This window comes from Nocardia arizonensis (assembly GCF_001310275.1).
In the GTDB taxonomy this organism is placed as follows: Bacteria; Actinomycetota; Actinomycetes; order Mycobacteriales; family Mycobacteriaceae; genus Nocardia; species Nocardia arizonensis.
On the sequence record NZ_LGYZ01000087.1, the window covers coordinates 125463 to 149381 of the forward strand.

The following is a 23919-nucleotide window of genomic DNA, read 5'->3' on the forward strand; positions in this document are numbered from 1 at the left end:
ATGCCGACCGGTCTCGTTTCGGATGCCAGTCGCGCGGAGACGGGCGATCGCCGCCCGGATCACGAGATCCGGGGCGACGTTCACTCGACATTGCGACTCAGGCCGGCCCCGCGCACCCCGCCGCCGCGAACTCCGCCGACGGGACGAGCGTGGTCCGCGGATAGTAGGCGCCCATCGTCGCGGCCGGATCGTCCTGCGGCGCATATTGAATCGCCGCGGAGAAGTCGGGCTCGGGCAGCATATTGCGCATGAGCAGCGTGGTCGCGCCCCGGGTGGTCGGCAACCAGGCGACACCGCATTCGATACGCGCGTCGGCGGGCCGGTCGGCGGGATCGGAGACCACCACGGTGAATTCACCGTCGGCGTTCACCGGCATCTGATCGTCGACCACACAGGCCGAGACCCGCGTGCTCACGAATTCGTTGCTGCACAGCGACCAATACCGCAATGGCGCGCCGGTCATCACCTGCTGCCCGTCGAAAGTCCGTGGGGTTCGCGGCAATCGGGCCACGACCACCGCGATCTGCCCACTCGGTGGCGCGACCCGCGAGGCCAGATAGGTATTGTCGGGGTTGGCGATAAAGCCGTTGCCGCTGGTCTTTGTCCAGTCGCGGTAGTTCGCGCCGAGAGCGGGCAGCGCCGGACCATCCGAGGGTTGGATCCGATTCGGATCGATCACCTGCGACGACGAGGCGCATTCGGGGAGCACGCGCGGGCCGCCCGCGGCGTGCACGGTGATTTCCGGCAGACCGACACCCCCGAGCGGATCGAATCCGGTGTCGGGGCGGTAGACCCGGTACACGACGATCGCGAGTCCCGGATCGGCGTAGAGGGTGTTGGGCTCCGGCTGATCCGGGCGCGGACCGGGTTTGACGCGCACCGTGTACGACCGTTGGGTCGCGGTGCGGTCGGCGCCCGCCAGGAACGGATTGACGCTGCCCGCATCGGGTTCGATGCGCACGTCGCCGAGTCCGTCGAGGGTTTGCGAACCCCGGTAGCTGGTGAAGGAGATGTAGCGCCCGTGCGGGAAGGCGCCGCGCAAGGTGAGCCCCTCGGCGGGCAGATCGCGCACGGCGGTCATCCAGTAGTTGGCGAAGGTGTCGGGCAGGGCGACGTTCACCGTATCCGCGCCGATGCGTCTGCTCCAGCCGCAGTCGGAGAACGGCTCGGCTCGGGCGACACCGCCGTCGGCGATCGGCACGGCGACCGCGCCCGCCGTCGCGATGAGAACGATCAAACCCCGCAGGAGCACCTTGATCATGGTCACGCGGACAAGTATGGCGGGTCCTCGCCCCGACGCCCGCGAACGGTCCACTACCGTCCCACTGGTCGCCGACAACCCGTTGCCGCAGCTCTAGGCTGAATCCAGCCGTACCCGTCAACCGTCGTCACCCGATCCGAGGAATGCGCCGTGGACCCGACACTCGAGAGCGATCTGCTCGACCTACCCGAACTGCTGGAGGCCGTGCGGCGCTCGGCGGTCCGCGTCCTCGCCGGACTCGACGAGCGTCCGGTGCGCGCAGACCCGCACGCTCCCGTCGAACCGCCGCGTCCCGGGCGGGGATCGCGCCACGCGCTCGCGGAATTCGAACGCCGTTGGGCGCCGGGATTCTCCGCGGGCGCGGGACCGCGCTACCTCGGTTTCGTGACCGGCGGCGCGACTCCCGCGGCGATCGCGGGCGATTGGCTCACCACGGCCTTCGACCAGAATGTCGTCAATGCCGCCGACTCCCGGGCGAGTGCCCTCGAGGCGGAGACCGTTGGGATGCTCGGCGCGCTGTTCGGACTCGACGGGCACCACGGCGCGTTCGTCACCGGCGCGACCGCGTCGAATCTCGTCGGTCTGGCCATCGCCCGGGAATGGGTGGGCGAACAGCGCGGCGTCGACGTGGCCGAACAGGGAGTCGCCGCACTCGGTTCGGTGCCGGTGCTGTCGGGCGCGCCGCATTCCAGTATCGGCAAGGCGCTGTCGATCCTCGGACTCGGCCGCGACGCGATCCGCCGCGTCCCCACCCTGCCCGCCCGCGAGGCCGTCGACGTCGCCGCGCTCGCCGACGCGCTCGATGACCTCGACGGTCGCCCGGCGGTCGTGGTCGCGAACGCCGGTACCGTGAACACCGTCGATTTCGACGATCTGCGCGCCATCGCCGCACTGCGCGAACGGTATCCGTTCTGGTTGCACGTCGACGGCGCCTTCGGCGCGTTCGCCGCGCTCTCCCCCGAACACGCCCACCTGGTCGACGGAGTGGGCGAAGCGGATTCGTTCTGCGTGGACCTGCACAAATGGCTCAATGTGCCCTACGACTCCGCGGTGCAGTTCACCCGGCGGCGCGACTTGCAGGTCCGAGTCTTCCGCAACGACGCCGCCTACCTCACCGCCGCGGACGCCGACACCTCCGACTACGGCCACCTGGTGCCCGAGAGCTCGCGCCGACTGCGCGCGCTGGCCGCCTGGTTCACCCTCACCGCCTACGGCGACACCGGCCACGGCGAGATCGTGCGGCGCTGCGTCGCCTGCGCGCGGGATCTCGGCGACCGTGTGGCGGCGACGGAGGGTCTGCGGCTGCTCGCCCCGGTCCGGCTCAATGTCGTCTGTTTCACCCTCGACGGACTGCCCACCCTCGAACGCGTCCGCGCCTTCGCCGACGCCATCGCCGCCACGGGCGAGACCTTCCTGACCCCCACCGTTTACGACGGAATCCCGGCGCTGCGGGCCGCCTTCAGCAATTGGCGGACGACCGGAGCCGATGTGGCCCGCGTCCACGCGGCGATCGTCAGCGCATACCGTGGGCTCGACCGGTCGCCGTCCGCCGACACCGGCCAAGATCATCCACTCTGAGCTGCGGTGATACCGGAGACCGGCGCGGCGGCACGTTCATCCACGCGCCCACCGGGTCTTCTCAGCGAACTCTCATGGAACACCCGGGCATCGTCTCAGCATCCGCCCGTCTAATGGTCACAGCTGCCCCGCCCCGGATCACCTCTCCGGGGCGGAGGCAGCGCCAAAACGGGGCATCTCACTGAGCGACGGGCCGCGCCTCCGGCAGCGGTCGCGCATCGTCCACGAGCACCGGAGCCCGCATCGCGCCCGCGTCGGCCCGGCGCCGGGTGGCCGCGATCGACAGCACCACGAGCGCCACGCTCAACCAGACGTAGGTATTGCCGATGACGTGCTGCCACGGCGTCCACTGGGTTTCGCGCTGTTCGCCATTCGGTAGCCAGTTCTGCGGTCCGTAGATGAACATCGCCGCGGTCGCCGCGCTGACGGCATACCAGAACAGCCCGCGGCGCCAAGGCAGCCGCGTGGCGTACCCGACCATCGCGAACAGCGCCGCAGCGATCCAGATCCAGTGATGCGACCACGAGATCGGCGAGACCAAGAGCGTGAACACCGCATTGATGGACAGCGCCAGCGCGGGCATATCCGCCGCGCGGCGCATCGCCACCACCACGAGCAGCAACAGCGCCGCGCCGAGCAGCAGCCACAGAATCGTGAACGTCGGCTCGGGGACGCGCAATCGAGCCAGTACGCCTTGAATGCTCTGATTGGTATGGAAGGCCGAACCGCTCAATCCGTCCACATTGCCGAGTCCGCCGAACCAGTAACGGACCGAAGCGCCGGGCAGGATGGCGAAACTCAGCGCGGTCGCGGCGGCGCCGGTGACGGCGGCGGTCACCGCGGCCTTGTAGTCCTTGCGCACCAGGAAGTACAGGACGAAGGCGGCCGGGGTCAATTTGATCGCCGCCGCGATGCCCACCAGCATGCCGCGCCGCCAGCGCGGCTTCTCGGTCAGGCAGTCCGCGGCGACCAGGACCATCAGCAGCAGGTTGACCTGCCCGAAGTCCAGTGTCGATCGGGTGGGTTCGAGCAGCATGGCCAGCGGTGCGGCGCAGGCAGTGGCGAACAGCGCCAGGCCGCGGGCGTCCTGCCCCGGCCACACCTTGCGTGCCACCAGGTACAGCGTCAACGCGAGCGCGGCGGTCGAGGTCACGAAGAAGGTGAAAGCGGCCGCGTCCCACGGCAACAGCGCGAAGGGCCCGAGCACCAATGCGGCGAAGGGCGGATAGATGAACGGCAGACCGATGCCGAGGGTGGTCTGCGGCAGCTGGCCGTACATGTCGCCGCCGTGGCGCAGCGTTTCCACCCCGAGACGGTAGACCTGGAGATCGATGAATCCTCTGCTGATCTCCTCGCACGGCCAGATCGGCGTCGTCAGACACCACACCGCGAAGATTACGAGTAGCACCGGGAGAAGCCACATCACGCGCCCCGGACGGCGGTTGAATGACTTCGAGATTTCGGCGGCGGAGGAACTACTCATCCGCGGCGACTATACCGGGGCGCTCGCGCGCATCCGAAGCCTGTCGACCGCCGTCCGTTTCCGCAAGATAGCCGACGATTCGCCCCTGCCCGTGGGAGTTCGTCGCACGGCGCGAAACCCCCGGTCGTGCCGCCGATGCGGGGCCGGCGGGTATCTTTCCTCCGGTGTGCGCACCCGCGATCGTGCAGTCGGCCCATGACAATGCCATGCGGCCGAGCCGGCGCGGCCTGCTCGGCGTCCTCGGCGCCGCGGCCGTGACGGCCGCCGCGATCCCTACCGCGCCACCCGCACGCGCCGCACTGCCCGTGCGGGTCGTCGACCTCACCCACACGCTGAGTCCGGCCATGCCGGTCTGGCCGGGCAGTCCCGCACCCGCGGCGGTGCCGGTCGCCTTCCACGCGTCGGGCGGCTTCGCCCAGTACGCGCTGGCGATGTGGGAGCACACCGGAACACATCTCGACGCACCGCTGCACAGGGTGCCCGGCGGTGCGAGCACCGAGGCGCTCGAGGTCACCGATCTCGTCGCACCGCTGGTCGTCATCGATATCAGCGCCAAGGCCGTCGACCCCGACGCCCGGCTGACCCGAGCGGACATCGATGAGTGGCAGAACCGGTACGGCGCCCTGCCGCCACGGGCGTTCATCGCCATGTACTCCGGGTGGGAGCGCCGCATCGGCGATCCCGCGGCATTCCTGAACCTCGATGACGACGGGACACCGCACGCCCCCGGATTCGACGCGGACGCGGCAGGCCATCTGGTCACCGACTGCGATGCCGTCGGCGTCGGCGTCGACACCCTCAGCCTGGACACCGCCGACAATATCGACTACGGCTCGCACACCGCGGTCCTCGGCGCGGGCTGCTACGGCGTGGAGATGCTGGCCAATCTCGCGTCCGCGCCGCCCGTCGGCGCGACCGTCGTGGTCGGGGCGCCCAAGCACGCGGGCGGGAGCGGCGGGCCCTGCCGGGTCATCGCGCTCACGTGAGCGGTCGGGTGCCCGCCCCACGTGCTCACGCGCGGATCGAGAGCCGGTGGCGGAAGCGGTCGCCGGGGTCCCAGGTGGCCTTGACCTGCCGCAAGCGCGCGTAATTCGCGCCGTAGTAGAGCTCGTGCCATGGCACACCGGAGGTATTCCAGCGCGGGTCGGCCAGATCGGGGTCCGGGTAGTTGATGTAGCACCCGGCATTGGCCTCGTTCGGCACCGGAACACCGCCGGTCGCCGCGTACACCTCGCGATACAGGTCGCGGGTCCACGCGATGTGACGGTCGTCGTCACCGGAGGACCGCCAGGCGCAGTGGATGAGCATCTTCATGAACGCGGTGCGCGCGGGCATGGCGGTGGCATCGGGCGCGGTCGCGTTGACGGCGCCGCCGAAGGGCAGGAATTCCAGTTCCGTCTCGCCGAATACGCTCGGATCGATCAGATGGCGGTAGAAGACGCGCAATTGGTCGGTCGAATAAGCGCGGCGTAGATACGCCGATTTCACCTTCACCCTCGGGTAGGAGCCGCCCTTCGGGTAGTACACCCGCGCGACCGTGTCCGCGTAGGAGGCGCGGGTCGGCCGCAGTGCCATCGGCCCCGGCGTGACTCCCGCCGAGACCGCGGCGACGAATTCGTCGAACAGGGCCTCCGCGCCCGGACCGCTCGCGTCGAGCAGGATCACCATCTGCGCGAAACCCTCGCCGACCGTGCGGAACGACATCGGCGCGTACAGTCCGGCGAACCGGTTGCCGGGCCTCGAATGCTCTTCGTAGAAGGCCAGATAATTGCCGAGGAACCGGACGAACATGTCCTCGGAAAGGAACGGGACCACGAGTCGGGACTGCAACATCGCGCTCGGGACCGCGGGCAGCGCGCGCCGCGGATCGTTCTCGTCGCCGCCGGGCGAGCGGAACAGGAAGCGGGTCACCACGCCGAAATTGCCACCGCCGCCGCCGGTGTGCGCCCACCACAGGTCCGCGTTCGGACCGTCCTTGGTGGCCACCACCGTCTCGGCCGCACCGTTCGCGTCGACCGTCACCACCTCGACGCCGTACAGGTGGTCCACGACGAGTCCGAGCCCGCGCGACAGCGGTCCGTAGCCGCCGCCGGGCACGTGTCCGCCCATCCCGACCCCCAGGCAGATGCCCGCCGGAATCGTGACGCCCCACCCCTGCGTCAGTGCCGTGTAGACATCGTTCAGTTCGGCGCCCGCCTCGATCGAGAAGGCCCGGTGCTGCTCGTCCCAGCGCACCGCGCGCATCCGCCCGAGATCGATGATCGAACCGGTTCGGTCGTTGTCGACGAAATCCTCGAAGCAGTGTCCGCCCGAACGCACTGCCGATCCGAGGTTCTCGGCGACGGAATCCGCCACCGCGTCGCACACCTCGTCGGCGGTGCTCGGCACGAAGATCTTCTTCGGGTTCGCGGCGAATCTGCTGTTGTATCCGCGCGCCCGCAATGCCGCGAACTCGGGATTCCCCGGCTCCAGCACCGGCGACCGCGCGGCGCTCGCCCGCGGCGCACCGAGCGCAACCGTCGCTCCACCGGCCGCGACCGCGGCGACGAACCGTCGACGTGACAGACCCACCCATCCCCCTCACCTCGAATTTCCCGAATGCCGATCAGCGCACACACCGTAGCGATTCCATTGCCGCCACGACAATCCGGCACGCGCGGCGGCGCTCGGGCAAACTTCACGGAGCCGAAACACGCCGGGCGTGTCGCAGAAACAGGACCTTCCGATGCTTCAGGCGAACCCGTTGGACAAGGGGTACGGAAGTGAATTCGGGAGATACCGCGTGGGTCCTGGCCGCCACCGCACTGGTCATGGTGATGACACCCGGCCTTGCGTTCTTCTACGGCGGCATGGTCGGCGCCAAGAGCGTGCTCAACATGCTGATGATGAATTTCTGCATGCTGGGTGTGGTGAGCACCCTCTGGTTGCTCTACGGCTACAGCGAGGCATTCGGCGACGACGCCTACGGCGGTCTGGTCGGCGACATGTCCCACGCCCTGCTGCGTGCGACCCAGGGCACGCTGTCGGGACCGGCGGGCCATCAGATCCCGACCCTGTCGTTCGTCATGTTCCAGCTCATGTTCGCGGTCGTCACCACCGCGCTCGTCTCCGGGTCGCTCGCCGAACGCGCCCGATTCTGGTCGTGGATGGTGTTCGCCGTCGGATGGTGTTCGGTGGTCTATTTCCCGGTCGCCCATTGGGTTTTCAGCTTCGACGGATTCACCGACACCGATGCGGCGGGCACGTCCGACGATCGCGGCGGCTGGATAGCCAACGATCTGGGCGCACTCGATTTCGCGGGCGGCACCGCGGTGCACATCAACGCGGGCGCCGCGGGTCTGGCGGTAGCCCTGGTGGTCGGCCGCAGGCGCGGCTGGCCGCAGAGCACGCCGCGTCCGCACAATGTGCCGTTCACACTGCTCGGCGCGGCACTGCTGTGGTTCGGCTGGTACGGATTCAACGCGGGCTCGGCCCTGGGCGCCAACGATCTCGCCGCGCTGGCCTTCACCAACACCACCATCGCCACCGGGGCCGCCTCGCTGGCGTGGATCATCGTGGAACAGATCCGCGACGGCAGACCCACCACGCTCGGCGCGGCGTCGGGGGCCGTCGCCGGGCTGGTGGCCGTCACCCCCGCCTGCGGATTCGTCGATCCCGCAGGGGCTTTGGCGATCGGTGGGGTCGCGGGGGTGGTGTGCGCGCTCGCGGTGGCGCTGAAATTCACCTTCCGCTACGACGATTCGCTCGACGTGGTCGGCGTGCACCTGTTCGGGGGCCTGGTCGGCACCCTGCTGGTTGGTGTGTTCGCCGACGAGTCGGTGAATCCGGCGGGCAACGACGGCCTGCTGCACGGCGGCGGCTGGACGCAGTTGTCCCGTCAGGCCATCGCGGCGGGCGCGGTATTCGCCTACTCCTTCGTCTGCGCCGCCGTGCTCGCGTGGCTGGTGCACAAGACGATCGGATTCCGCATCGACAAGCACGCCGAGTTCGACGGTATAGACGAGGCCGAACATGCCGAGACCGCTTACGATTTCGGTCCACGCGCCGCGGCGGCCACGGCCCGCCCGACCCCGGCGCGACCACCGCGGACCCGCCACGACGACAGCGGACCGGCGCCGCGGACACCGCGCCCGCCGGGCGGATATCCGCCGCCGCCCCGAGGTTCCGAACGCGTCCGACCACCGTACGAGAACCGGCCCGCCACCGCCCCGCCACCGATGCCCTCCACATCGATGCCCTCCGCACCGATGGTCCGCCGCCCGCCCGACCCGCGCTACGCGGGCGAACCGATGCCACCGCACCGACCGGGCCCGCAGGCGTAGCGGTCGCGCCGACACGAGTGCGCGACCCGATCGGCCGACGCCGGGCACGGTCAGCGCGGCGGCGACTCCGGAACCGGACTCTCCGAACCGATAGCGGCGCCGATCTTCTCGCGGCGACCGGAGCGCGAGATCGCCACTCCCGACAGACACAGCAGACCGCCGAGTACCGCGGCGGGCGCGGGCACCTCACCCAGCGCGAGCCACGCCATGGCGACGACCAGCGCGGGCACCGCGTACGTGGTGACGCCCATCTGCCCCGCGGTCGTGCGCGCGAGGGCGTATGCCCAGGTGGTGAACGCCACCGCGGTCGGGAAGACGCCCAGGTACACCACGCTCAGCGTCGAGGTAAGCCGCGCGGCGGCGACCTCGCCCACCAGCACGCCCGCGAACGGCAGACACGCCACGGTGCCGACGAGACAGCCGCCGGTCGTCACCTGGAGCGCGGAGGCGTGTGTGAGCGCGGGCTTCTGCGCGACGACCGACACCGCCCACGTCGCGGCGGCGAGCACACACAGCGCCACCCCGAACGCCGCACTCCCACCGTCACCCGAATTCGACATCCCGACCACGATCGCCCCGGTCAACGAGACCGCGATGCCCGCGGCGAGCCTGCGAGGAAAACCTTCGCCGAGCACGAGACCGCCCAATACAGCGATCAGCACCGGACCGACATTGATCACCATCGCCGCCGTTCCCGCGTCGACGTGCCGCTCGCCCCAGTTCAGCGCCACCATGTAGACCCCGAACCAGAGCACCCCCGAGAGCAGGATCCCCCGCCACGCCCCGCGCGCGGGCAGACCCTCCCCGGTGACGAGCAGGATGACCACGAGGGTGACCGATGCCGTTAGCAGGCGACCGAGGGCGAGCGCACCCGGCGAGAAGTCCGCGCCCGCGGACCGGATGAAGACGAACGCCGAGGCCCACAGCACGACCGTCACCGCCGCGGCGAGGAAGGCCGGACGGACAGCGTGCTTCATGTGCGGCACGGTAGAGGACGCATCGCACGGGCGCATCCCGTTTTCTTCGCGACGGCGACCGTGCGAAGCCGTCAGCCGCGACCGCGCCGAACACGACCACCCACCGAGTGCCGGTATCGTCGGTGGTCACGGCGCGCCGGGCCGACATGCCGCGCGCAACCCCCGCGTTTCCGAGGACCCTGTTGAAATACGTGCCCCGCGTCGTCTTGTTCCTTGCCATCCCCGCACTACTGTTCGCCCTGCCGTGGTGGACGCTCGTCGCCGCGCCCGCCGACCACGCGGACACGCTGTTCTGGTTCGGCACCGCCGTCTTCGCGGTCGGCTTCCTCACCCTGCCCGCGACCATGCTGCTCGGACACGGCCCCCGCCAGTCGGACGCGGCGAGCGTCGTCGGCGACACCTTGCTCGGCGCCAGCTGGATCTATTTCAGCTGGTCATTGATCGGACTGGTCGCGGGTTTCGTACTCGGGCGGATCGGTGTGGACGATCCCGCACCGATCGTGGCGGCGGGTGTCTTCGTGGTCGCGAGCGCGCTGGTCGGGTGGGGCGTAGTCGAGGCGAGGCGAGTGCCGCGGGTGCGCACCCTCGAAGTGCCCGTTCCCGGACTCGGCCCCGGACTCGACGGACTGCGCGTGGTCGTGGTCACCGACACCCACTACGCGGCGCTGAACCGCGTGCGCTGGTCGGAGCGAGTCGTGGAAACGGTGAACGCGCAGCATCCCGATATCGCCTGTCACGCGGGCGACCTCGCCGACGGCTCCGTGGCGAAACGGCATCCGCAGGTCGACCCGCTCGGCAAGGTCGTCGCCCCGCACGGCCGCTACTACATCACCGGCAACCACGAATACTTCGGCGACGCCCAGGGCTGGATCGACCATATGACCGGCATCGGCTGGCAACCACTGCACAACCAGCACGAGATCGTCACCCGCGGCGGCGACAGTCTGGTCGTGGCGGGCATCGACGACCCCACCGGCGTCGGCTTGCCCGATCACGGCCCCGACCTCACCGCCGCCCTCGCGGGCGCCGACCCCGGCCTCCCGATCATGCTGCTCGCCCACCAGCCCCGGCAGGTCCGCGAAGCCGCCGCGGCCGGGGTCGCCCTCCAGATCTCCGGCCACACCCACGGCGGCCAGATCTGGCCGTTCCACTATCTCGTGCGCCTCGAACAGCCGGTCGTCGCCGGCCTGAGCCGCCACGGCGACCGCACCCGCCTCTACACCAGCCGCGGCACCGGTTTCTGGGGCCCCCAACTGCGCGTCTTCGCCCCGAGCGAGATCACCCTGCTCATCCTGCGCCCCGAACCCGCCGCCTGATCCCACCCGTCCACCCGTCGTCCCGAACCCCTCGAGGCGACCAGACCCCGGTTGTATCGGACACCCACCCGTGACCCGATTCATCGTGCCGTCCGCCGAACCATTTCCTCGAAACCCGAAGCGGACTTCGTAGGTGCCCCCGCGGACGCGGGCGAAATATGGACAGCTCCGCCCGGACCGATGAGTTCGTCGACCGAGCGGCGTCGACATCTACAGACCTACAACCGCGGACGTGAGGAATCCATGACCACAAACGCACTGCCGCCCATCGTCGACGCCGCGACCTGGCAGACCGAACTCGACGCGCTGCGGGCCCGCGAAAAGGCCGCGACCCGGGAACTCGACGCCATCGCCGCCCAGCGCCGCCGACTCCCGATGGTAGAAATGCCCGACTACCTCTTGGAAGGCGCGGACGGCCCGATCCACCTCGCCGACATCTTCGACGGACAGTCCCAGCTGATCGTCTACAACCACATGTGGTTCCCGGACCAGCAGTGGCAGTGCCCCGGCTGCACCGGTTTCACGTCCCAGTTCACCCGCCTGGAATTCCTCGACAACTACGACGCCCGTTTCGTCATCGTCACCCAGGGCCCGATCGATGCGGCCCTCGCCTACAAACGCCGCGTCGGCAACGCCATGACCTGGTACTCCACCGCCAACAGCCCCTTCGGCACCGATGTCGGCGCCCCACCGAACGGCGGTTTCGCCGTCAATGTCTTCCTCCGCGACGGCGACAAGGTCTACCGCACCTGGCACACCAACGGCCGGGGCACCGAACAACTGACCCACACCTTCCCCCTCATAGACCTCCTCCCCTACGGCCGCCAGGAAGAATGGCAGGACTCCCCCCAAGGCTGGCCCCAATCCCCCACCTACACCCGCTGGGGCACCTCCAAGGAGATAGCGGCCCTCTACGGCACCCCCGAATCCTGACGGAGCGCGGCAGCGGATGGCCGTGCCGACCGTGTGAATCAATCGCTGTACGAGTCAATCGGGACAGATTCGCGAATCGCTGTCGGTGGAATACCGAGCGATTCGGCATCCACAACGCGAACTGGGCGGATGCACAGTCCGCCCCTGTAAGGGATGGCGGCATATCCGGTACCTGACACCCCGCACCCACTACACACGCGAATACCGGCACGACCAGTCGTCCGCGCGCAACTGGGCGCTACGAAATACGAAATAGACTCGAGGTGAATCCGCGAAAGACTCGCCGAGCCGGAAACAACACAGAGTGCACCCACGCCAGAACGCCGGGGGGAACTCGCCATTTCAATGAATTTCCGGGTTACCGAAACAAATCCCACCGCGTAAAATTGACTACCAGAAAACGACGACCCCCCGGAATCGATAATGACAGACCTCACCGTCGTGAGCACGGAGCGGGGCTCTCATCGCCGCAGCAGCCCCGATCACAGCAGCGGTGATACCACCGGACATCGTGAGTCAGGCAGGATCTATGCTGCGACTTGACCGGATCCGCAAGGGCACGAGACCGATTCATGCTCCGAAAAGGCTAGGCGACCTTGACGCTCCAATCACCAACGTGAGCAACAACATCCAGGGTTCCTCCGAGCGCGACGATGTATTCGCGAACCAAGTCCATGGACGTGATCTTGCCGTGCTCGATCTGCGACACCCTTGCCTGCGAAACCCCCATCAGCTCAGCGACCTCGGCCTGCGTCACTCCGCACTGCTTGCGGAGTTCGGCAAGCTGGTGTCCGCGCTGCTCCGCGCGCATCTGCTCGCGGCTCTCGTCTCGCGCCGCGATGCGCTCAGGGGAATCCCATGTCGGGTCGATTTCGCGAGCTCGGCGCTTGGCCTCTTCCCAAGACACACCTTTCATGACTCCTCCTTCGTTGCTCGGTAGTCGCTATAGCGCTGTTCGGCGAGGGGGATCGCATCTCGGTACCAACGATTCCACTGGCCGGACTTGTCCCCAGCAACCAACACGATCGCCTCCCGCGTTGGGTCGAAGACGAACAGCATCCTGATCTCGGAACCCGCCGGGGTTCGAGGACGAAGCTCTTTGAGGTTGTGCAGCGCCTTGCTGAAGTGGATTCAATCGACCAACGGCCTTCCCAGCTCCGGTCCACGCTCAGCCAGTTCGTCCAATGCTTCCTCGATCTTGTCGGCGATCATCGGCTCGTTCTTCACCAGGTCGAGGAACCAGTCATTGACCGGCTCGAGCAGCACAATGCTCCATCGCACCGGACAATTATAACTAATCCTTATGCCTGTCGGGTTCGATGCGACCTCAGAGACATACTGGGAATCGAACCGCGGCCGGTGCAAATCCGCAGGTACAGATACCGCCCACCACCTGCCCCGATCCAGTCATCGAAAAACGGAAACCCGCAGGTCGTCGACCTGCGGGTTTCCGTCTCGTGGACCTCGCGGGAACTTACTCGAAACAATGCGGCCTCCTCGATAGGTTCGCCGACCTATGGAAGCAGGTGGAGGCCGACAGTCCACGCCAAGCGAAGCAGTCGCCCGCGCCCAGGTCATCCGGTGGCCCGAAGAAACATCTCGCCGCTGATGAGGCCGCGACGATCGTTGCCGAGTACGAGGCCGGGGCGTCGATGGCGCAACTGAAACGGGAGCACCACATGGCCAAGCGGACGGTCGCGAAGGTGCTACGGGAGGCCGGAGTGACGATTCGGCCGAGGGGTGGACAGTACCGTTGAGGGTGTGGATTTCTGCAATCACGATCCGGCAAGTGGATAACTGGCAGCGAACGCCACCCTAGCCAGCACCTTGCCGTATGTCGTCAACAACATATACCGTTGGCACCGTGAGCGAACTGTTCGCCATCGAGATCGAGCCCGAGGTTCGAGACTGGCTGGAAGCGCTGCCGGCCAGACACTTCCTCAAGATCGATGAATACGTCGGCCTGCTGGCCGAACGAGCAGAATCGCTGGGCGAACCCTACGCCCGATATCTCGGCGACGGCATCCGCGAGTTGCGCCCGACACTGGATGGCGCCGCCATCCGCATCACCTACTGGCTCACACCCGGACGACGAGTCATCCTGCTGACAGTGTTCCGCAAGACACGGATGCGAGAAGACGCCGAGATCAAACGAGCGAAACTCGCACAACAGACCTGCCAAGCCGAACACGGACCCGCACACGAGGAATTCCTCCGCATCATCGAGAGAGGAGAGCTGGACCGATGAGCCACGCACGCTGGAAGACCCTCCGAGAACGCAAGCTCGCCGAGAGTTACACGGAGCCAGACGAAGTCACCGATGCCCGCCGAGAGATCCGGCTCTCGATGGCACTGGCCAAAGCCGTCTACGACCGCCGCACCGAACTCGGACTCACCCAAGCCGACCTCGCCGAACGCGCCGGCCTGACCCAAGCCAAAATATCGCGCATCGAAGGCTCCGATACAGTGCCGACTCTCCCCCTACTCGCCAAACTCGCCGACGCCCTCGACGCCACCCTCAACATCGCACTCGACGCCGAAGACACCCGAGTGAACTTCACCAGCCACCATACAGACGCAGCCTGAACCCGGCTGCGTCCGAACTTCAACGGTGGTGGCGCTTGATTGCTCCGGTCGTAAACATCTGAACGAGAGCGACAGCGAGTGTCGACGCCATCTGGGCAGCTTCCGGCGTGATCGGAGGCGGAGGTGTCATGCCTTCGTGCCGATCTGTGTGACCTTCCCATAGCAGCCCGATCATCAACGCCACTGCCGTCAGGGGATCGAGACACCAGATTTGTCACAGATTGCAAGTCCGTATAGATGTCCCTGGTTTCTGAGTTGCCCCAGCACATGCCCCAAGGCGGCGCCAGCTTGGGTAGGCACAACGACAGGGATCGCCGCCGCCTCGACAGCAAGAATCGCTTCCCGGTATGCCGTGGATGGATCAGGCCGGAACCGGTGCGCAGCATCCCACGCAACCTGTAGGTGAGCGCCGGCCGCATTTCGATCAGCTGCAACAGCACTTTCACCCGCTTGCCGCACAGCGGCCGTGACCGTCGGATCTTGCCTCCGTTCCAACGAGTCGCGCTTTTCGCTGACCATCCACACCGAGCGCCCATCACGCAGGACATCGTCAACCAGTTTCACCTGCTTTCGGATCTCACTTCTGGTGTGAGAGTCCTCGGCATCAGTCCAGACGTGCAGAGTGGCATCAACCCAATCCAACAGGGCCTCGGTCGGCACCCCACACATTTCGTGATACCAGTAGTGATCACTCGGCACGTACCGAAGGCGTGCGGCAACCCGCTGACGAACTCCGCGATCGAGCACGAACTGATGGTAGAGCCACTCCCGAAGCGAGTGCTCCAACGACTGTGGGACATCTTCATGCCAACCCAGGTCGATAGGCCGACCCGCATTGCGGCTGCTGAATGGCTGCCAATCCCGAGAATCGCTGTCCGTCACGAACTGCAGAATAACGACCGAGGCTCCACTGCGCCAAAAGGTTTCGCACTACACACAGCGGACACATGACGCGAACCGAACCTACGCCGCACGAGAAGAGCCGCCCCGGTGAGGCTGCGGGCAAGCCACGATGACGCTCGAGAACGCCATCTGTTCGAGGACGATCTCAACGACGTGGTCGAACGTATGGGCGAGGGCTGCGCGGTACCGACGCGAGATGTGCCCACGACGCCGAATCTCCGCGTAGTCGGAGCATGAAAAGACCCCCGAACTGGGTCTAACAGATCGGGGGCCTTGTGGAGCTGCCGGGAATCGAACCCCTTTTGCCATGCAGTTCAGAGGACGATACCTAGCTCTACCTGCGGAAATGTCTAACTAGAAGCTGTCAGAAATCACCTGGTTTTGTCACATTCCGTGCCCATTTTGTGCCCACGAGAGGGCGCCGCAGCGGCCGGGTCGGTTCCGGGTCTTCGCCGGTCGGCGGTGCGCTGTAGTCGGACGGCCAGAAGATCATCGCGACGGCGACCGCGGCCGGTATCGCAATGACCGCGGCGAGGCCCAGCTGTACCCAGGTCATCGGCCACCCGCCAGATGCGCCCGCGACGGTCGCGTGTGGCCGCGCCCGTACCCGACGTACCGGTAGATCAGGCCATCACCGGCGTGCAGGTCCGCAACACCGGTCACGGCCTTCTCGAGACCGTGCAAGTGACGAATATCGCCGATGACTACCGCGTGCGCGCTGAGGCGGTGTACGGCCTCGAGCATGTGGAACACCCAGCCCTGTTGAGCCTGTCGGAAGGTCAGCACATCGGCCAGAGTCAAACCGGCCCGGGTGGCGATCCGTCGTAGCTTGCGTCGTCCCTCGTCGAGGTCTTCGGTTTCGTCCAGGTCGATCACACCGAGCGCATTCACTCGCCAACCCTTTCCCCTGCAATGTGTTTGGAAGGCACCCACCGCCGAGGACATCCGTCCGGCCGGGCGGCTCAGTGCTGGGCCGGACGGTTCGGGGTGTCAACCCGGCGGCGGGGCCACCTCCAGCGTCGTTCTTAGGGCCGTGACCGAGCGACGACGCAACCGGCGTCGATCGGTACCTATTCCAGGCGACATTCCGACGTCATTGCTCTAGCGTGGCAGCATGGGCGGCACACCTAACACAGCACTGCGAGCAGCGCGGAACGCGCGCCGGATGAGCCAGGACGACTTGGCCCGAGCATTGCGCGACGTCGGTTGTACGAGCGCGACGAAGCGGCTGGTGCAACGCTGGGAAGCGGGAACAACCCTCAATCCGCGGGCGTCGCATGTGCGCGCCCTCGAAAAGGTGATGAGAATGCCAATCGAATCCCTTGGGTTCGGTGCGGTCATGGCCGGCCGGTCCCTATCCAGCGACGACGAGAACGGGCATGTGGTTGATTCGGCCATCGGCCGAGTGCCGCTCGAATCAGCGACCGCCGCACCGAGGCCGAACCCTGGCAACTATTCCGGTATCTGGCTGTCGCGTTACGAGTACTACTCGAGCGGCAGGGACGCCACGTTCACCGCGGTTCACCATGTCGTGGTGCTGCAACACGACGACGTGCTGACTGTGCGGAGCCTGCCGGGGTCGGCGGCCTCGAGCATGGAAATGGACCTGACCATCGATGGCAACGTGGCGACGGGGACATGGACCGAGCGCACCGCACCGCAGGGCTACTACCGTGGCGCCCGGTACCACGGCGCTATACAGCTGCTGATCGAGCTGACCGGCACTCGCATGGCTGGAAAGTGGATCGGGTTCGGCAAGAGCTTCGACATCAATACCGGTCCGTGGGAGCTGGTGCTACAGGATCCGTCGACGAGTAAAGCGACGATCGAGGCATTCGACCGGCCGCCCGAACCGGCCTAGACCCACTCGGGGGGTACTCGCATGTGAGTACCCCCGGGGTCAATTGACCCCGCGACGGCGGTCACGGCAATGCGGCCATGAGTCCGATTGCCCGTTTGTGCGCTTGGCGTTCTACCAGCTCGGCAAGATCGCTGACGTCGGCAACCCGAGCGTTGATGGTCGGGGAGAATCCGCCAGCGGATACCTGCGCGGTCGCGGGGGCGGCCTGGAAACCGCTGGGGTCGATGCGGCGCGGTCCCCATGCCGAGGCATTGATCGATTCGAGCAGGGGCAGGGCCGAGTGGAACGTCTCGGTCTCGCGGGGGGAGAGCACCCGTTCGGGCTTGAGCGTCTGCTTGGCCAAGAACCCGCGCCCGGAGGCGACACCGCCCTGGTCGTACCAATGCGGGTTCTGCGCCTGCCAGAAGCTCCACGCCTTCGACGGGTCGCCGTAGCGTTGAGATATGTAGCGCTGCCCGTACACGGCTTGCAGGTACGGGTCCGAGGTCTTCGACCCGCCCACCGTTCCCCAGGTTTGATCCAGGAACTGAAACAGGCCGTATGCGGTGCTGGACGGGTTCTGCGCGGTCGGGTTCCAGCTCGACTCGTGGCTGACCAATTCGTCCAGGGCAGACCACTGTGGCCCGGTGTTCCACCCCACCGGCGACATAGCGTTCTTCACCGCGTCGACCACCGAATTGCCGGTACTCGCCGAGGTTTCCGCCGCGGGCGCGGGCGCCGCGTTGGCCAAGGCCGGATCGTTGACCGGCGCCGAGGATTGCGGGGTGACGGTGGTGACCATGGAGGGCAGGTTCTTCGGGGTGTAGGCGTAGCCCTGCTGATCGAGTTGGCCGTTCTGCTGCTGGTAGAAGTTCAACGCGGTCGTGGCGGCCCTGTTGTAGGTGTTGGTCTCGGACAGAACCGAGTTCTCCAGTCCGAACATCGACAGCAAGCCGGTAGCCAGGATGCTTCCGGCCTTGGAGAAGATTCCTTGGAGATTCGGCGGGGTCGACTCGTCCTTCTTCTTCTGCGAAGATTCCAAGCTGTTCTGCGCCTGCTGGTATTTCAGGTCCGCCGCGATCCGGTCCTGCTCGGTGGAATTCGGGTCGGCGTAGACCCGGTTGCGTTCGCTGTTGGCGGCATCGACCGCAGCCTCACCCTGCAACCGCTGGAGCTCGGTGTCACTACGGCGGCCGGGCAGCGCGGCCTGCGGACTCAGCACCGACTGGGTCGTGACGCCCGAGGTGTCTGCTGTGCCCGTGCCGCCGACGCCGGGAACCGTCGGAGAGGTGGATGCGACCTGCATTTGCAGGAAGGACCACTGGTTGAACATCGGGTGGAACGCGCCCGCCGCCGACCCGCCGTACAACACACCCTGCGATCCGTTGGACTCGACGTTCACGCCGTTGGGCAGCGTGCCCGCGGTATGACCACCAGCTGGCATGGAGGGGTCGTTGATCCAGCCGACCCGGAACGCGCCCGCCCCACCCTTCCCGCTGGACCAACCCAACGCGCCCAGCCATTCGCCCTCGTTGGCGGTTGACATGCGCCCGTTGAGAGCGGGCAATCCGGCCGCGACGTTGGCGAGCTGGGAGATCAGGCCCGAGCAGTCATTGATACCGCCGTACGGGGTGCCGTTGCGTTTCTGCGCGTACTCGTCGAGCGCCTTGATACGGCCGATGATGCCGCCTTCTTCGTGGCGCGGGAAGGTGCCCGCGTTGATAGCGGCCAGTTCCTTGTGATAGCGGGCCGAGCTGTCGCGGTTGATGATCCACTCCCCGCCGTCGAGCCACGCCAGAGGTGCACCCGATGCGGCGGCGACGCCGAGGAACCCGTCACGCCTGTCGGTGCCGGGCCCGGTCGTCGGGAGTCGACCACCGATCGCGTTCGCCGGTATCGCCGCGGTGACGGTGCCGCTGGCCTGCGCACCGCTGAACTTGCCGATCTCGAAGTTCACCTTCACGTTCAGCGGTGTGTCGGCCATCTCCTTGATATCGGCCTTGGCCTTGGCGTTGTCGAGGGTGACCACAACGGTCTTGTTGCCGGGCAGCCGTTCGGCCTGGTAGCCCATCTCCTTCAACTTCGCGATCTGCTCATCGGTGGCGGAGTTCAATACCACCGTGGACGCTGAGACCTTGTCGACCGAGACGCCGACCCCGTCGAAGACCTTCTTGCCCTGCTCGGTGAGTTCGTGCATGCCGTTGCTGGCCTGGTCGATCGCGACGGTCTGTTTGCCGAGTTCGGCGATCTTGGAGCCTGTGTTGTTCATCTCTCCGCCGAGTGTGGCGGCGGACTCGCCGATGTCGTTGAGAGCCGCTTTCAGCTCGGCCAGGTCCTTGATACTGCCGTTGCCCTTCTTCGCCCACGCCTGATCGAATCTGGCAACGGCCTCGGGGATGCCTTGCAATGCTTGCGCGACATCCTCTTTCGACAGGCCCAGGGTCTGGCGAGTCTGCTCGAACTGCATCGCGCCGCTCGCGTCCTTCGGCACCTGCTCGAGGATGATCCGCGTCAACCGCTCGTTGATCTGAGACTTGGCGTCTGGCGCGAGTCCCAGGGCAGCCAAGGTGAGCTGGCGGCCATCGACACCGAGAGTGCGGGCACGCTCGAGGAATCCGCCCTTGCCTAGGTCCTCGGCCGCCTTAGTGATCGTGGCCTGGGTGGTGAGACCGGAGGTCTTGTCGAGAGTGTCGCCCAGCGCCTCGAGCCTCGATTGCTGTTTGCGGGCAGCCTCTTCCGCCTCGGCATGCTGTTTTGCCAGGTACGACAGGCCCAGCCCGGCACCGACCGACAGAGCGGCGACACCGAGCACACCGGCCGGACCGAGCGCGGCACCCAGCGCGCCGACCGCACCGGTCGCGCCGGTCGACCCCGACAGTCCCTGCCGGAAATTCCCGACAGCGGTGTTCGCGTTGCCGATCGCCAACCGCACACCATCGAATATCGGGCCGATCGTCTTCACCGCCAGATAGGCGATGACCACATCTCGCACGAGCTGCGGATGCGCCGCCATGAGATCCGCGGCCACCCGCAGGAACGGCAACGTGATGTTCGCCCATGCCTGGAACCCGTTGTAGACCCCGCCGAGGATTTCCGGCAGCTGCGACAGGATCGGTTTCAGGGCGTCCATCTTCTCGCGGGCCTCATTGAAGAACGCCTTCAACTCCGCTTGTCCCTCAGTGGATTTGAGGAACCGCGCCATACGTTCTGTCATTTCGTCGAGCGACCGCAATGTCTGCCCGTTGTCACCAGCCGCGCGCAGCAACGACAGAAACGAGGAACCGGTGTTGTGGGCGATCGAACCCAGCGTCTTCGTCGAGGTGATGCCGTCTTCGAGCCACTTCTTCAGCGACCCATCGGCGGCCGTGCGCTGGATCAGGTTGTCGAATCGATTCGCGGCGTTGTCGATCGCCGTACCGAACTGCGGCAGGAATTCCGACCCGACCGTCACGAGCTTTGTGAGCGCATCGGTCAACGGACCAGCGCCCTTTGCCGCGTTGGCGAACCCCAGAGCGGTGTTGTCCAACGACTTCTTGAAATCGGCCTTGTTGGCGTCACTGGCCAGCGACGCGATCGATGCCCGTAGACCGCTGTTGATGGCGGTGTTGACACCGACCAGACCCTCACGCAGATTCGGCAACTGCGCCTCGGCGAGATCCTTGATAGCCGGGCCCATGCCGTTGGTCAGCGCGTCTTGGCTGGCCTTCCGCGCCTCGGTCCACGCACCACCGAGCGACCGGATATCGGTCACCAGCTCACGAGCGTTCGGCGACAAATCCGCCATCGCCTCGGCGAACTTGTCGGCGCCGCCGCCTCCGCCGGGTGTCTGCGCCAGGTTCTCCTGCGCGGTGAGCAAGGCGTCGGCGGCGCGGGCCTGTGCACGTTGGGCCGCGGCGACCTGATCGGAGCCGGACACCCCCGCGGCGTTGGCCTCGGCGGTGTCCTGCTGGAGATCCTGCATGGCGATCTGCTGTCGGCGCAGCCGTGCCAGTGCCTCGTCGTAGGTGTTCTGGGCGCGGCGGCGAGCGGTGGAATCCGAGGTTGGATCGAATTGCACCTCGGCCAGGCGTTTGCCGGCCTCGTCCACCGAGATCGAGGCGTCCTCTACCGAGAGTTTCTGCTCGTCGAGGTCGAGATTCATGTCCCGGATCGACCGTGACGCATCCCTGTAGGCAGTGTTCAACGCCCGGGTGGTGGAGGCAGCGTCCTCTTCGGCGTGACGGACCGCGACCAGCTTCTGACGCTGATCGGCCAGCGACGACGCCGATCCCGCGGCCTCGGACTTCAACGCCTTGAACGCCGCCGGGATACCGGACAGACCGGTCGCGATGCCCGCGACACCGACACCGGCGCCGAATCCCACTGCGGGGATCAGCCCGACGAGATTGGCGACGTTCTTGGCTGCGTCGGCGATGGCCAGCAGTTGAGCCAGGACACCTGGTGCGCCGACGACACCGGCGACGGTGATGTTCAGCGTGCCCATCCGCCGCAGATCCGAGGTGAGGCTGGACATGCCGCCGCGAGCCCGCGCGCCGTTGACGGACGGGGTGACCGTCCACCCATCGCGCATGGCTCGCTTCAGCGCCTCGATCTCCGCTGCCGCGGTCGCGGTGTTGGCGTCCATGCGGAAGGTCTGGTTCTCCCGCGCGATACGCTGAAGGTTCTCGACTTCGGCGGCGGCGACGCGGGTGTCCGCGCTCATCCGGAAGGTCTGGTTTTCGCGGGCGATGCGCTGGAGTTGTTCTATCTCCGCGCGGGCGGTCGCGGTATCGGCGCCGACGCGGACGTCCATGCTGAAGTCGTAACGCTTCAGCTCGGTCTCGGTCTCACGCACGAAGTCCCGGAAGGACGGCTTGATCTTGATACCAGCCGTACCAGCGTCGTACTGGGGCATTACGCACCATCCTCCATCACCGTGTCATCCGGGCCGACCACATACGCCGATGCTCGGAAATGTCGATCGTCGGGAACCACGCCGAAGAACCCCGCCGAGCGCGCACTGTGCCCGTCCAGTAGCCACGCTGGCACCGTCACCGGGAGCCTTTCCCGGAATCGGGCCAATTGGCGCGGAATCGCAGGCTCGACGGTCCCCTGTGCTGCCCGCGGATCAGGGCGAGCGTGCAACCGCTCCAACTGCTCGCCCACCCACCGGTACAGCCCGGCGGTAGCAACGGCATCGGAGACGAAATTAGGCACGGCGCCGCTCCCATCGGGACCGGGCCGCCTGCGACGCCTGCACCGACCGACGCGCGGGTGTCATCACCGGTTCCGGGTCGATCTGCTTCAACAACCGCGCCAATGCCGCCTCGAGCAACCGCAGCTCCGCGGACAACTTCACGCGCGTCTTGGTGTCCTCCGCCTCGCAATACCGCTCGGAAAGGTCCACTTTTCGGTCGATATTCGACGCGATCAGCTCCAAAACAGCCCGGTCCCGCTCGGACCATTCCACCGCGCGACCCATCCGACGAGACACACTCTCGAGCTCAGCGTCCAACGCGCGCAGCATCTTTCGGGCCTCACTGCTACGCCGCACAGGAACCACCCCCCGCCCGGCTCACCGGTCCACCCCCGGAATCAGAGAAATGCATGCGGGGATCAGATTCAGCAGTGCGTCCCGATGCCTTGAGGTGACCGGGGGACCCCGTCCCACCCCCTGGGGTCACCGGTCAGCCGACCAGTGCGAGCTGGTGCTGTCGAATGTGTCGGTCATGTTGGTGTCCTCACGCCGGGATCGTCATGAACGGCCGGTTCTTCCAAGCGGCGCGCCGAAGTTCCTCCGGGCCGAGGTGTTTGTTCTTGCCGCGGCGCGTCCACTCCGGGCCCCGCGTCAGCTCGATCTCGCGTTGCAGGTTGATCCGCCAACGCCTGAGCCCTTCGATCTGGCGCTCTGTCGGTACCCAGAACTCGGCGCCGTTGTTGATGAACCAGACGAAGCGCAGCGGACCGCGTTCGGGCCACGGCTGGACCATGCGGTTGTGCTGCTCTGACTCGTTCCCGACCAGGGTGTAGTTGTCAGGTACGCCACCCTTGCGCCAGTTCGGCCAGAGCTGATCCATGTTGGAGAAGTGGCAGTCGTCGGCGTCGGGGTCATCGCATCTGCGTGAGCGGCAGTCGACGCGCACGGTGCCATCGAAGCACTCGAGCATGACTTTGTTCTGCGCCTTGCGGATCTCGAGGTAGTTCGACCACTGCACGTCCACCGCACCGAATGCCGCGACGGCGTCGCCCCCCGAGCGCAACGCGGCCTCGGCGTTCGGCAGCGTGGCGAGGACTTCGGCGGCCGGTCGGGCCTGCTCGACACACTCGATGAGCTGCCGATGCAAGTGACCCAGGATCTCGGGAGCGTTGACGGTGAAGGTGTTCCAGCACAGGGCGGCGGCCTGATCACGCAGCGCGGTGAGCGCCCGGCGCTCGGTCTCGTGCACGGCCTCGGCGCCGGTCTGGATGCGCGCCCACTCGGTGAAGTCGGCGGGGAGTTCGCCGGCGTCGAGGATGCGCGCGATCTCGACGCTGTACGGGGGCGGCGGGGTGAGTCCGCGCAGGCGCTCGTCAGCCTGCTCGGCCACGCTCAGCGCGGACGAATACTTCCCCGCATCGCCCATCGCCGATAGCGCGACGTCGAGCGCCTGATGGTCGCGCATCGTCTTGATGTGGTGGACGCTGGGGATCATGTCTCGCATACCCCCAGCGTGAGCGCGCGCCGGTCGCCCACCTTCCCAT

The 23919-nt window shown here is 66.9% G+C and carries 22 protein-coding genes; 9 read left to right on the forward strand and 13 right to left on the reverse strand.

Annotated elements, in window-relative coordinates:
- Nucleotides 1–97 precede the first annotated feature (97 nt).
- The gene (locus tag APZ21_RS20330) at nt 98–1267 is read right to left on the reverse strand and encodes a hypothetical protein (RefSeq protein ID WP_063125139.1); all 1170 of its coding nucleotides are present in this window, start codon (nt 1265–1267) and stop codon (nt 98–100) included.
- Nucleotides 1268–1411: 144 nt separating this feature from the next.
- On the opposite strand from APZ21_RS20330, the gene APZ21_RS20335 reads away from it, so the two are divergent.
- Entirely contained in the window at nt 1412–2839 is a 1428-nt protein-coding gene (locus tag APZ21_RS20335; protein WP_054814875.1) for a pyridoxal phosphate-dependent decarboxylase family protein, read from the forward strand.
- A 178-nt stretch (nt 2840–3017) separates the two neighbouring features.
- Here the strand turns inward: APZ21_RS20335 and APZ21_RS20340 are convergent, their stop codons facing one another.
- The gene (locus APZ21_RS20340) at nt 3018–4322 is read right to left on the reverse strand and encodes a glycosyltransferase 87 family protein (protein ID WP_082393309.1); all 1305 of its coding nucleotides are present in this window, start codon (nt 4320–4322) and stop codon (nt 3018–3020) included.
- Between the two features lie 164 nt (nt 4323–4486).
- On the opposite strand from APZ21_RS20340, the gene APZ21_RS20345 reads away from it, so the two are divergent.
- Nucleotides 4487–5308: a cyclase family protein gene (locus APZ21_RS20345; RefSeq protein WP_054814877.1), complete on the forward strand. Its 822-nt coding sequence runs from the start codon at nt 4487–4489 to the stop codon at nt 5306–5308.
- A gap of 25 nt (nt 5309–5333) precedes the next feature.
- Here APZ21_RS20345 and APZ21_RS20350 read toward each other — a convergent pair whose 3' ends face one another.
- Nucleotides 5334–6893 carry an FAD-binding oxidoreductase gene (locus tag APZ21_RS20350; protein WP_054814878.1) on the reverse strand — a complete coding sequence of 520 codons (1560 nt, stop codon included), beginning with the start codon at nt 6891–6893 and terminating at the stop codon, nt 5334–5336.
- A gap of 191 nt (nt 6894–7084) precedes the next feature.
- On the opposite strand from APZ21_RS20350, the gene APZ21_RS20355 reads away from it, so the two are divergent.
- Complete coding sequence (locus APZ21_RS20355; protein WP_275426217.1) at nt 7085–8644, forward strand: ammonium transporter; 1560 nt, start codon at nt 7085–7087, stop codon at nt 8642–8644.
- Nucleotides 8645–8694: 50 nt separating this feature from the next.
- Here the strand turns inward: APZ21_RS20355 and APZ21_RS20360 are convergent, their stop codons facing one another.
- Nucleotides 8695–9621: a DMT family transporter gene (locus APZ21_RS20360; RefSeq protein WP_054814879.1), complete on the reverse strand. Its 927-nt coding sequence runs from the start codon at nt 9619–9621 to the stop codon at nt 8695–8697.
- A 182-nt stretch (nt 9622–9803) separates the two neighbouring features.
- On the opposite strand from APZ21_RS20360, the gene APZ21_RS20365 reads away from it, so the two are divergent.
- Together APZ21_RS20365 and APZ21_RS20370 are read left to right on the forward strand one after the other, a co-directional pair.
- Complete coding sequence (locus APZ21_RS20365) at nt 9804–10937, forward strand: metallophosphoesterase (RefSeq protein ID WP_239476730.1); 1134 nt, start codon at nt 9804–9806, stop codon at nt 10935–10937.
- 243 nt (nt 10938–11180) lie between these two features.
- On the forward strand, nt 11181–11870 hold the full coding sequence (locus tag APZ21_RS20370; protein WP_054814958.1) for a DUF899 domain-containing protein: 690 nt from the start codon (nt 11181–11183) through the stop codon (nt 11868–11870).
- Between the two features lie 586 nt (nt 11871–12456).
- Here the strand turns inward: APZ21_RS20370 and APZ21_RS20375 are convergent.
- The 3 genes from APZ21_RS20375 to APZ21_RS35745 are packed head-to-tail and all read right to left on the reverse strand — an operon-like array spanning nt 12457 to nt 13151.
- Nucleotides 12457–12786 carry a helix-turn-helix domain-containing protein gene (locus APZ21_RS20375; protein ID WP_054814880.1) on the reverse strand — a complete coding sequence of 110 codons (330 nt, stop codon included), beginning with the start codon at nt 12784–12786 and terminating at the stop codon, nt 12457–12459.
- A complete protein-coding gene (locus APZ21_RS35740; RefSeq protein ID WP_338048722.1) occupies nt 12783–13001 on the reverse strand; it encodes a type II toxin-antitoxin system RelE/ParE family toxin in 219 nt (72 codons plus the stop codon). Before APZ21_RS35740 ends, APZ21_RS20375 begins: the two co-directional genes overlap by 4 nt.
- A complete protein-coding gene (locus APZ21_RS35745) occupies nt 13002–13151 on the reverse strand; it encodes a hypothetical protein (protein ID WP_239476732.1) in 150 nt (49 codons plus the stop codon).
- A 38-nt stretch (nt 13152–13189) separates the two neighbouring features.
- On the opposite strand from APZ21_RS35745, the gene APZ21_RS36445 reads away from it, so the two are divergent.
- The 3 genes from APZ21_RS36445 (at nt 13190) to APZ21_RS20395 (ending at nt 14456) form a co-directional block, all read left to right on the forward strand.
- The gene (locus APZ21_RS36445) at nt 13190–13627 is read left to right on the forward strand and encodes a helix-turn-helix domain-containing protein (RefSeq protein ID WP_371852325.1); all 438 of its coding nucleotides are present in this window, start codon (nt 13190–13192) and stop codon (nt 13625–13627) included.
- Nucleotides 13628–13734: 107 nt separating this feature from the next.
- The gene (locus tag APZ21_RS20390) at nt 13735–14118 is read left to right on the forward strand and encodes a type II toxin-antitoxin system RelE/ParE family toxin (RefSeq protein ID WP_054814882.1); all 384 of its coding nucleotides are present in this window, start codon (nt 13735–13737) and stop codon (nt 14116–14118) included.
- A complete protein-coding gene (locus APZ21_RS20395; protein ID WP_054814883.1) occupies nt 14115–14456 on the forward strand; it encodes a helix-turn-helix domain-containing protein in 342 nt (113 codons plus the stop codon). The genes APZ21_RS20390 and APZ21_RS20395 overlap by 4 nt, the downstream gene beginning before the upstream one ends.
- Before the next feature lie 189 nt (nt 14457–14645).
- On the opposite strand, the gene APZ21_RS34250 is transcribed toward APZ21_RS20395, so the two are convergent.
- Complete coding sequence (locus APZ21_RS34250) at nt 14646–15338, reverse strand: hypothetical protein (protein ID WP_156371223.1); 693 nt, start codon at nt 15336–15338, stop codon at nt 14646–14648.
- Between the two features lie 573 nt (nt 15339–15911).
- Entirely contained in the window at nt 15912–16250 is a 339-nt protein-coding gene (locus tag APZ21_RS20405) for a hypothetical protein (RefSeq protein ID WP_054814885.1), read from the reverse strand.
- A gap of 301 nt (nt 16251–16551) precedes the next feature.
- On the opposite strand from APZ21_RS20405, the gene APZ21_RS20410 reads away from it, so the two are divergent.
- The gene (locus tag APZ21_RS20410) at nt 16552–17220 is read left to right on the forward strand and encodes an XRE family transcriptional regulator (protein WP_239476733.1); all 669 of its coding nucleotides are present in this window, start codon (nt 16552–16554) and stop codon (nt 17218–17220) included.
- A gap of 61 nt (nt 17221–17281) precedes the next feature.
- Here APZ21_RS20410 and APZ21_RS20415 read toward each other — a convergent pair whose 3' ends face one another.
- The 4 genes from APZ21_RS20415 to APZ21_RS20430 form a co-directional block, all read right to left on the reverse strand.
- Nucleotides 17282–22093: an aggregation-promoting factor C-terminal-like domain-containing protein gene (locus APZ21_RS20415; RefSeq protein WP_054814887.1), complete on the reverse strand. Its 4812-nt coding sequence runs from the start codon at nt 22091–22093 to the stop codon at nt 17282–17284.
- Entirely contained in the window at nt 22093–22395 is a 303-nt protein-coding gene (locus APZ21_RS20420; RefSeq protein ID WP_054814888.1) for a hypothetical protein, read from the reverse strand. Before APZ21_RS20420 ends, APZ21_RS20415 begins: the two co-directional genes overlap by 1 nt.
- Entirely contained in the window at nt 22388–22585 is a 198-nt protein-coding gene (locus APZ21_RS20425; RefSeq protein WP_156371224.1) for a hypothetical protein, read from the reverse strand. The genes APZ21_RS20420 and APZ21_RS20425 overlap by 8 nt, the downstream gene beginning before the upstream one ends.
- Nucleotides 22586–22919: 334 nt before the next feature.
- Nucleotides 22920–23879: a hypothetical protein gene (locus APZ21_RS20430; protein ID WP_156371225.1), complete on the reverse strand. Its 960-nt coding sequence runs from the start codon at nt 23877–23879 to the stop codon at nt 22920–22922.
- Between the last annotated feature and the right edge of the window lie 40 nt (nt 23880–23919).

Bases quoted from the DNA above. Each gene is read 5' to 3' on its own strand.
- APZ21_RS20340 (WP_082393309.1), bottom strand. From the start codon at position 4,322: ATGAGTAGTTCCTCCGCCGCCGAAATCTCGAAGTCATTCAACCGCCGT.
- APZ21_RS20375 (WP_054814880.1), bottom strand. From the start codon at position 12,786: ATGAAAGGTGTGTCTTGGGAAGAGGCCAAGCGCCGAGCTCGCGAAATC.
- APZ21_RS20360 (WP_054814879.1), bottom strand. From the start codon at position 9,621: ATGAAGCACGCTGTCCGTCCGGCCTTCCTCGCCGCGGCGGTGACGGTC.
- APZ21_RS20370 (WP_054814958.1), top strand. From the start codon at position 11,181: ATGACCACAAACGCACTGCCGCCCATCGTCGACGCCGCGACCTGGCAG.
- APZ21_RS36445 (WP_371852325.1), top strand. From the start codon at position 13,190: ATGCGACCTCAGAGACATACTGGGAATCGAACCGCGGCCGGTGCAAAT.
- APZ21_RS20395 (WP_054814883.1), top strand. From the start codon at position 14,115: ATGAGCCACGCACGCTGGAAGACCCTCCGAGAACGCAAGCTCGCCGAG.
- APZ21_RS20415 (WP_054814887.1), bottom strand. From the start codon at position 22,093: ATGCCCCAGTACGACGCTGGTACGGCTGGTATCAAGATCAAGCCGTCC.
- APZ21_RS20430 (WP_156371225.1), bottom strand. From the start codon at position 23,879: ATGCGAGACATGATCCCCAGCGTCCACCACATCAAGACGATGCGCGAC.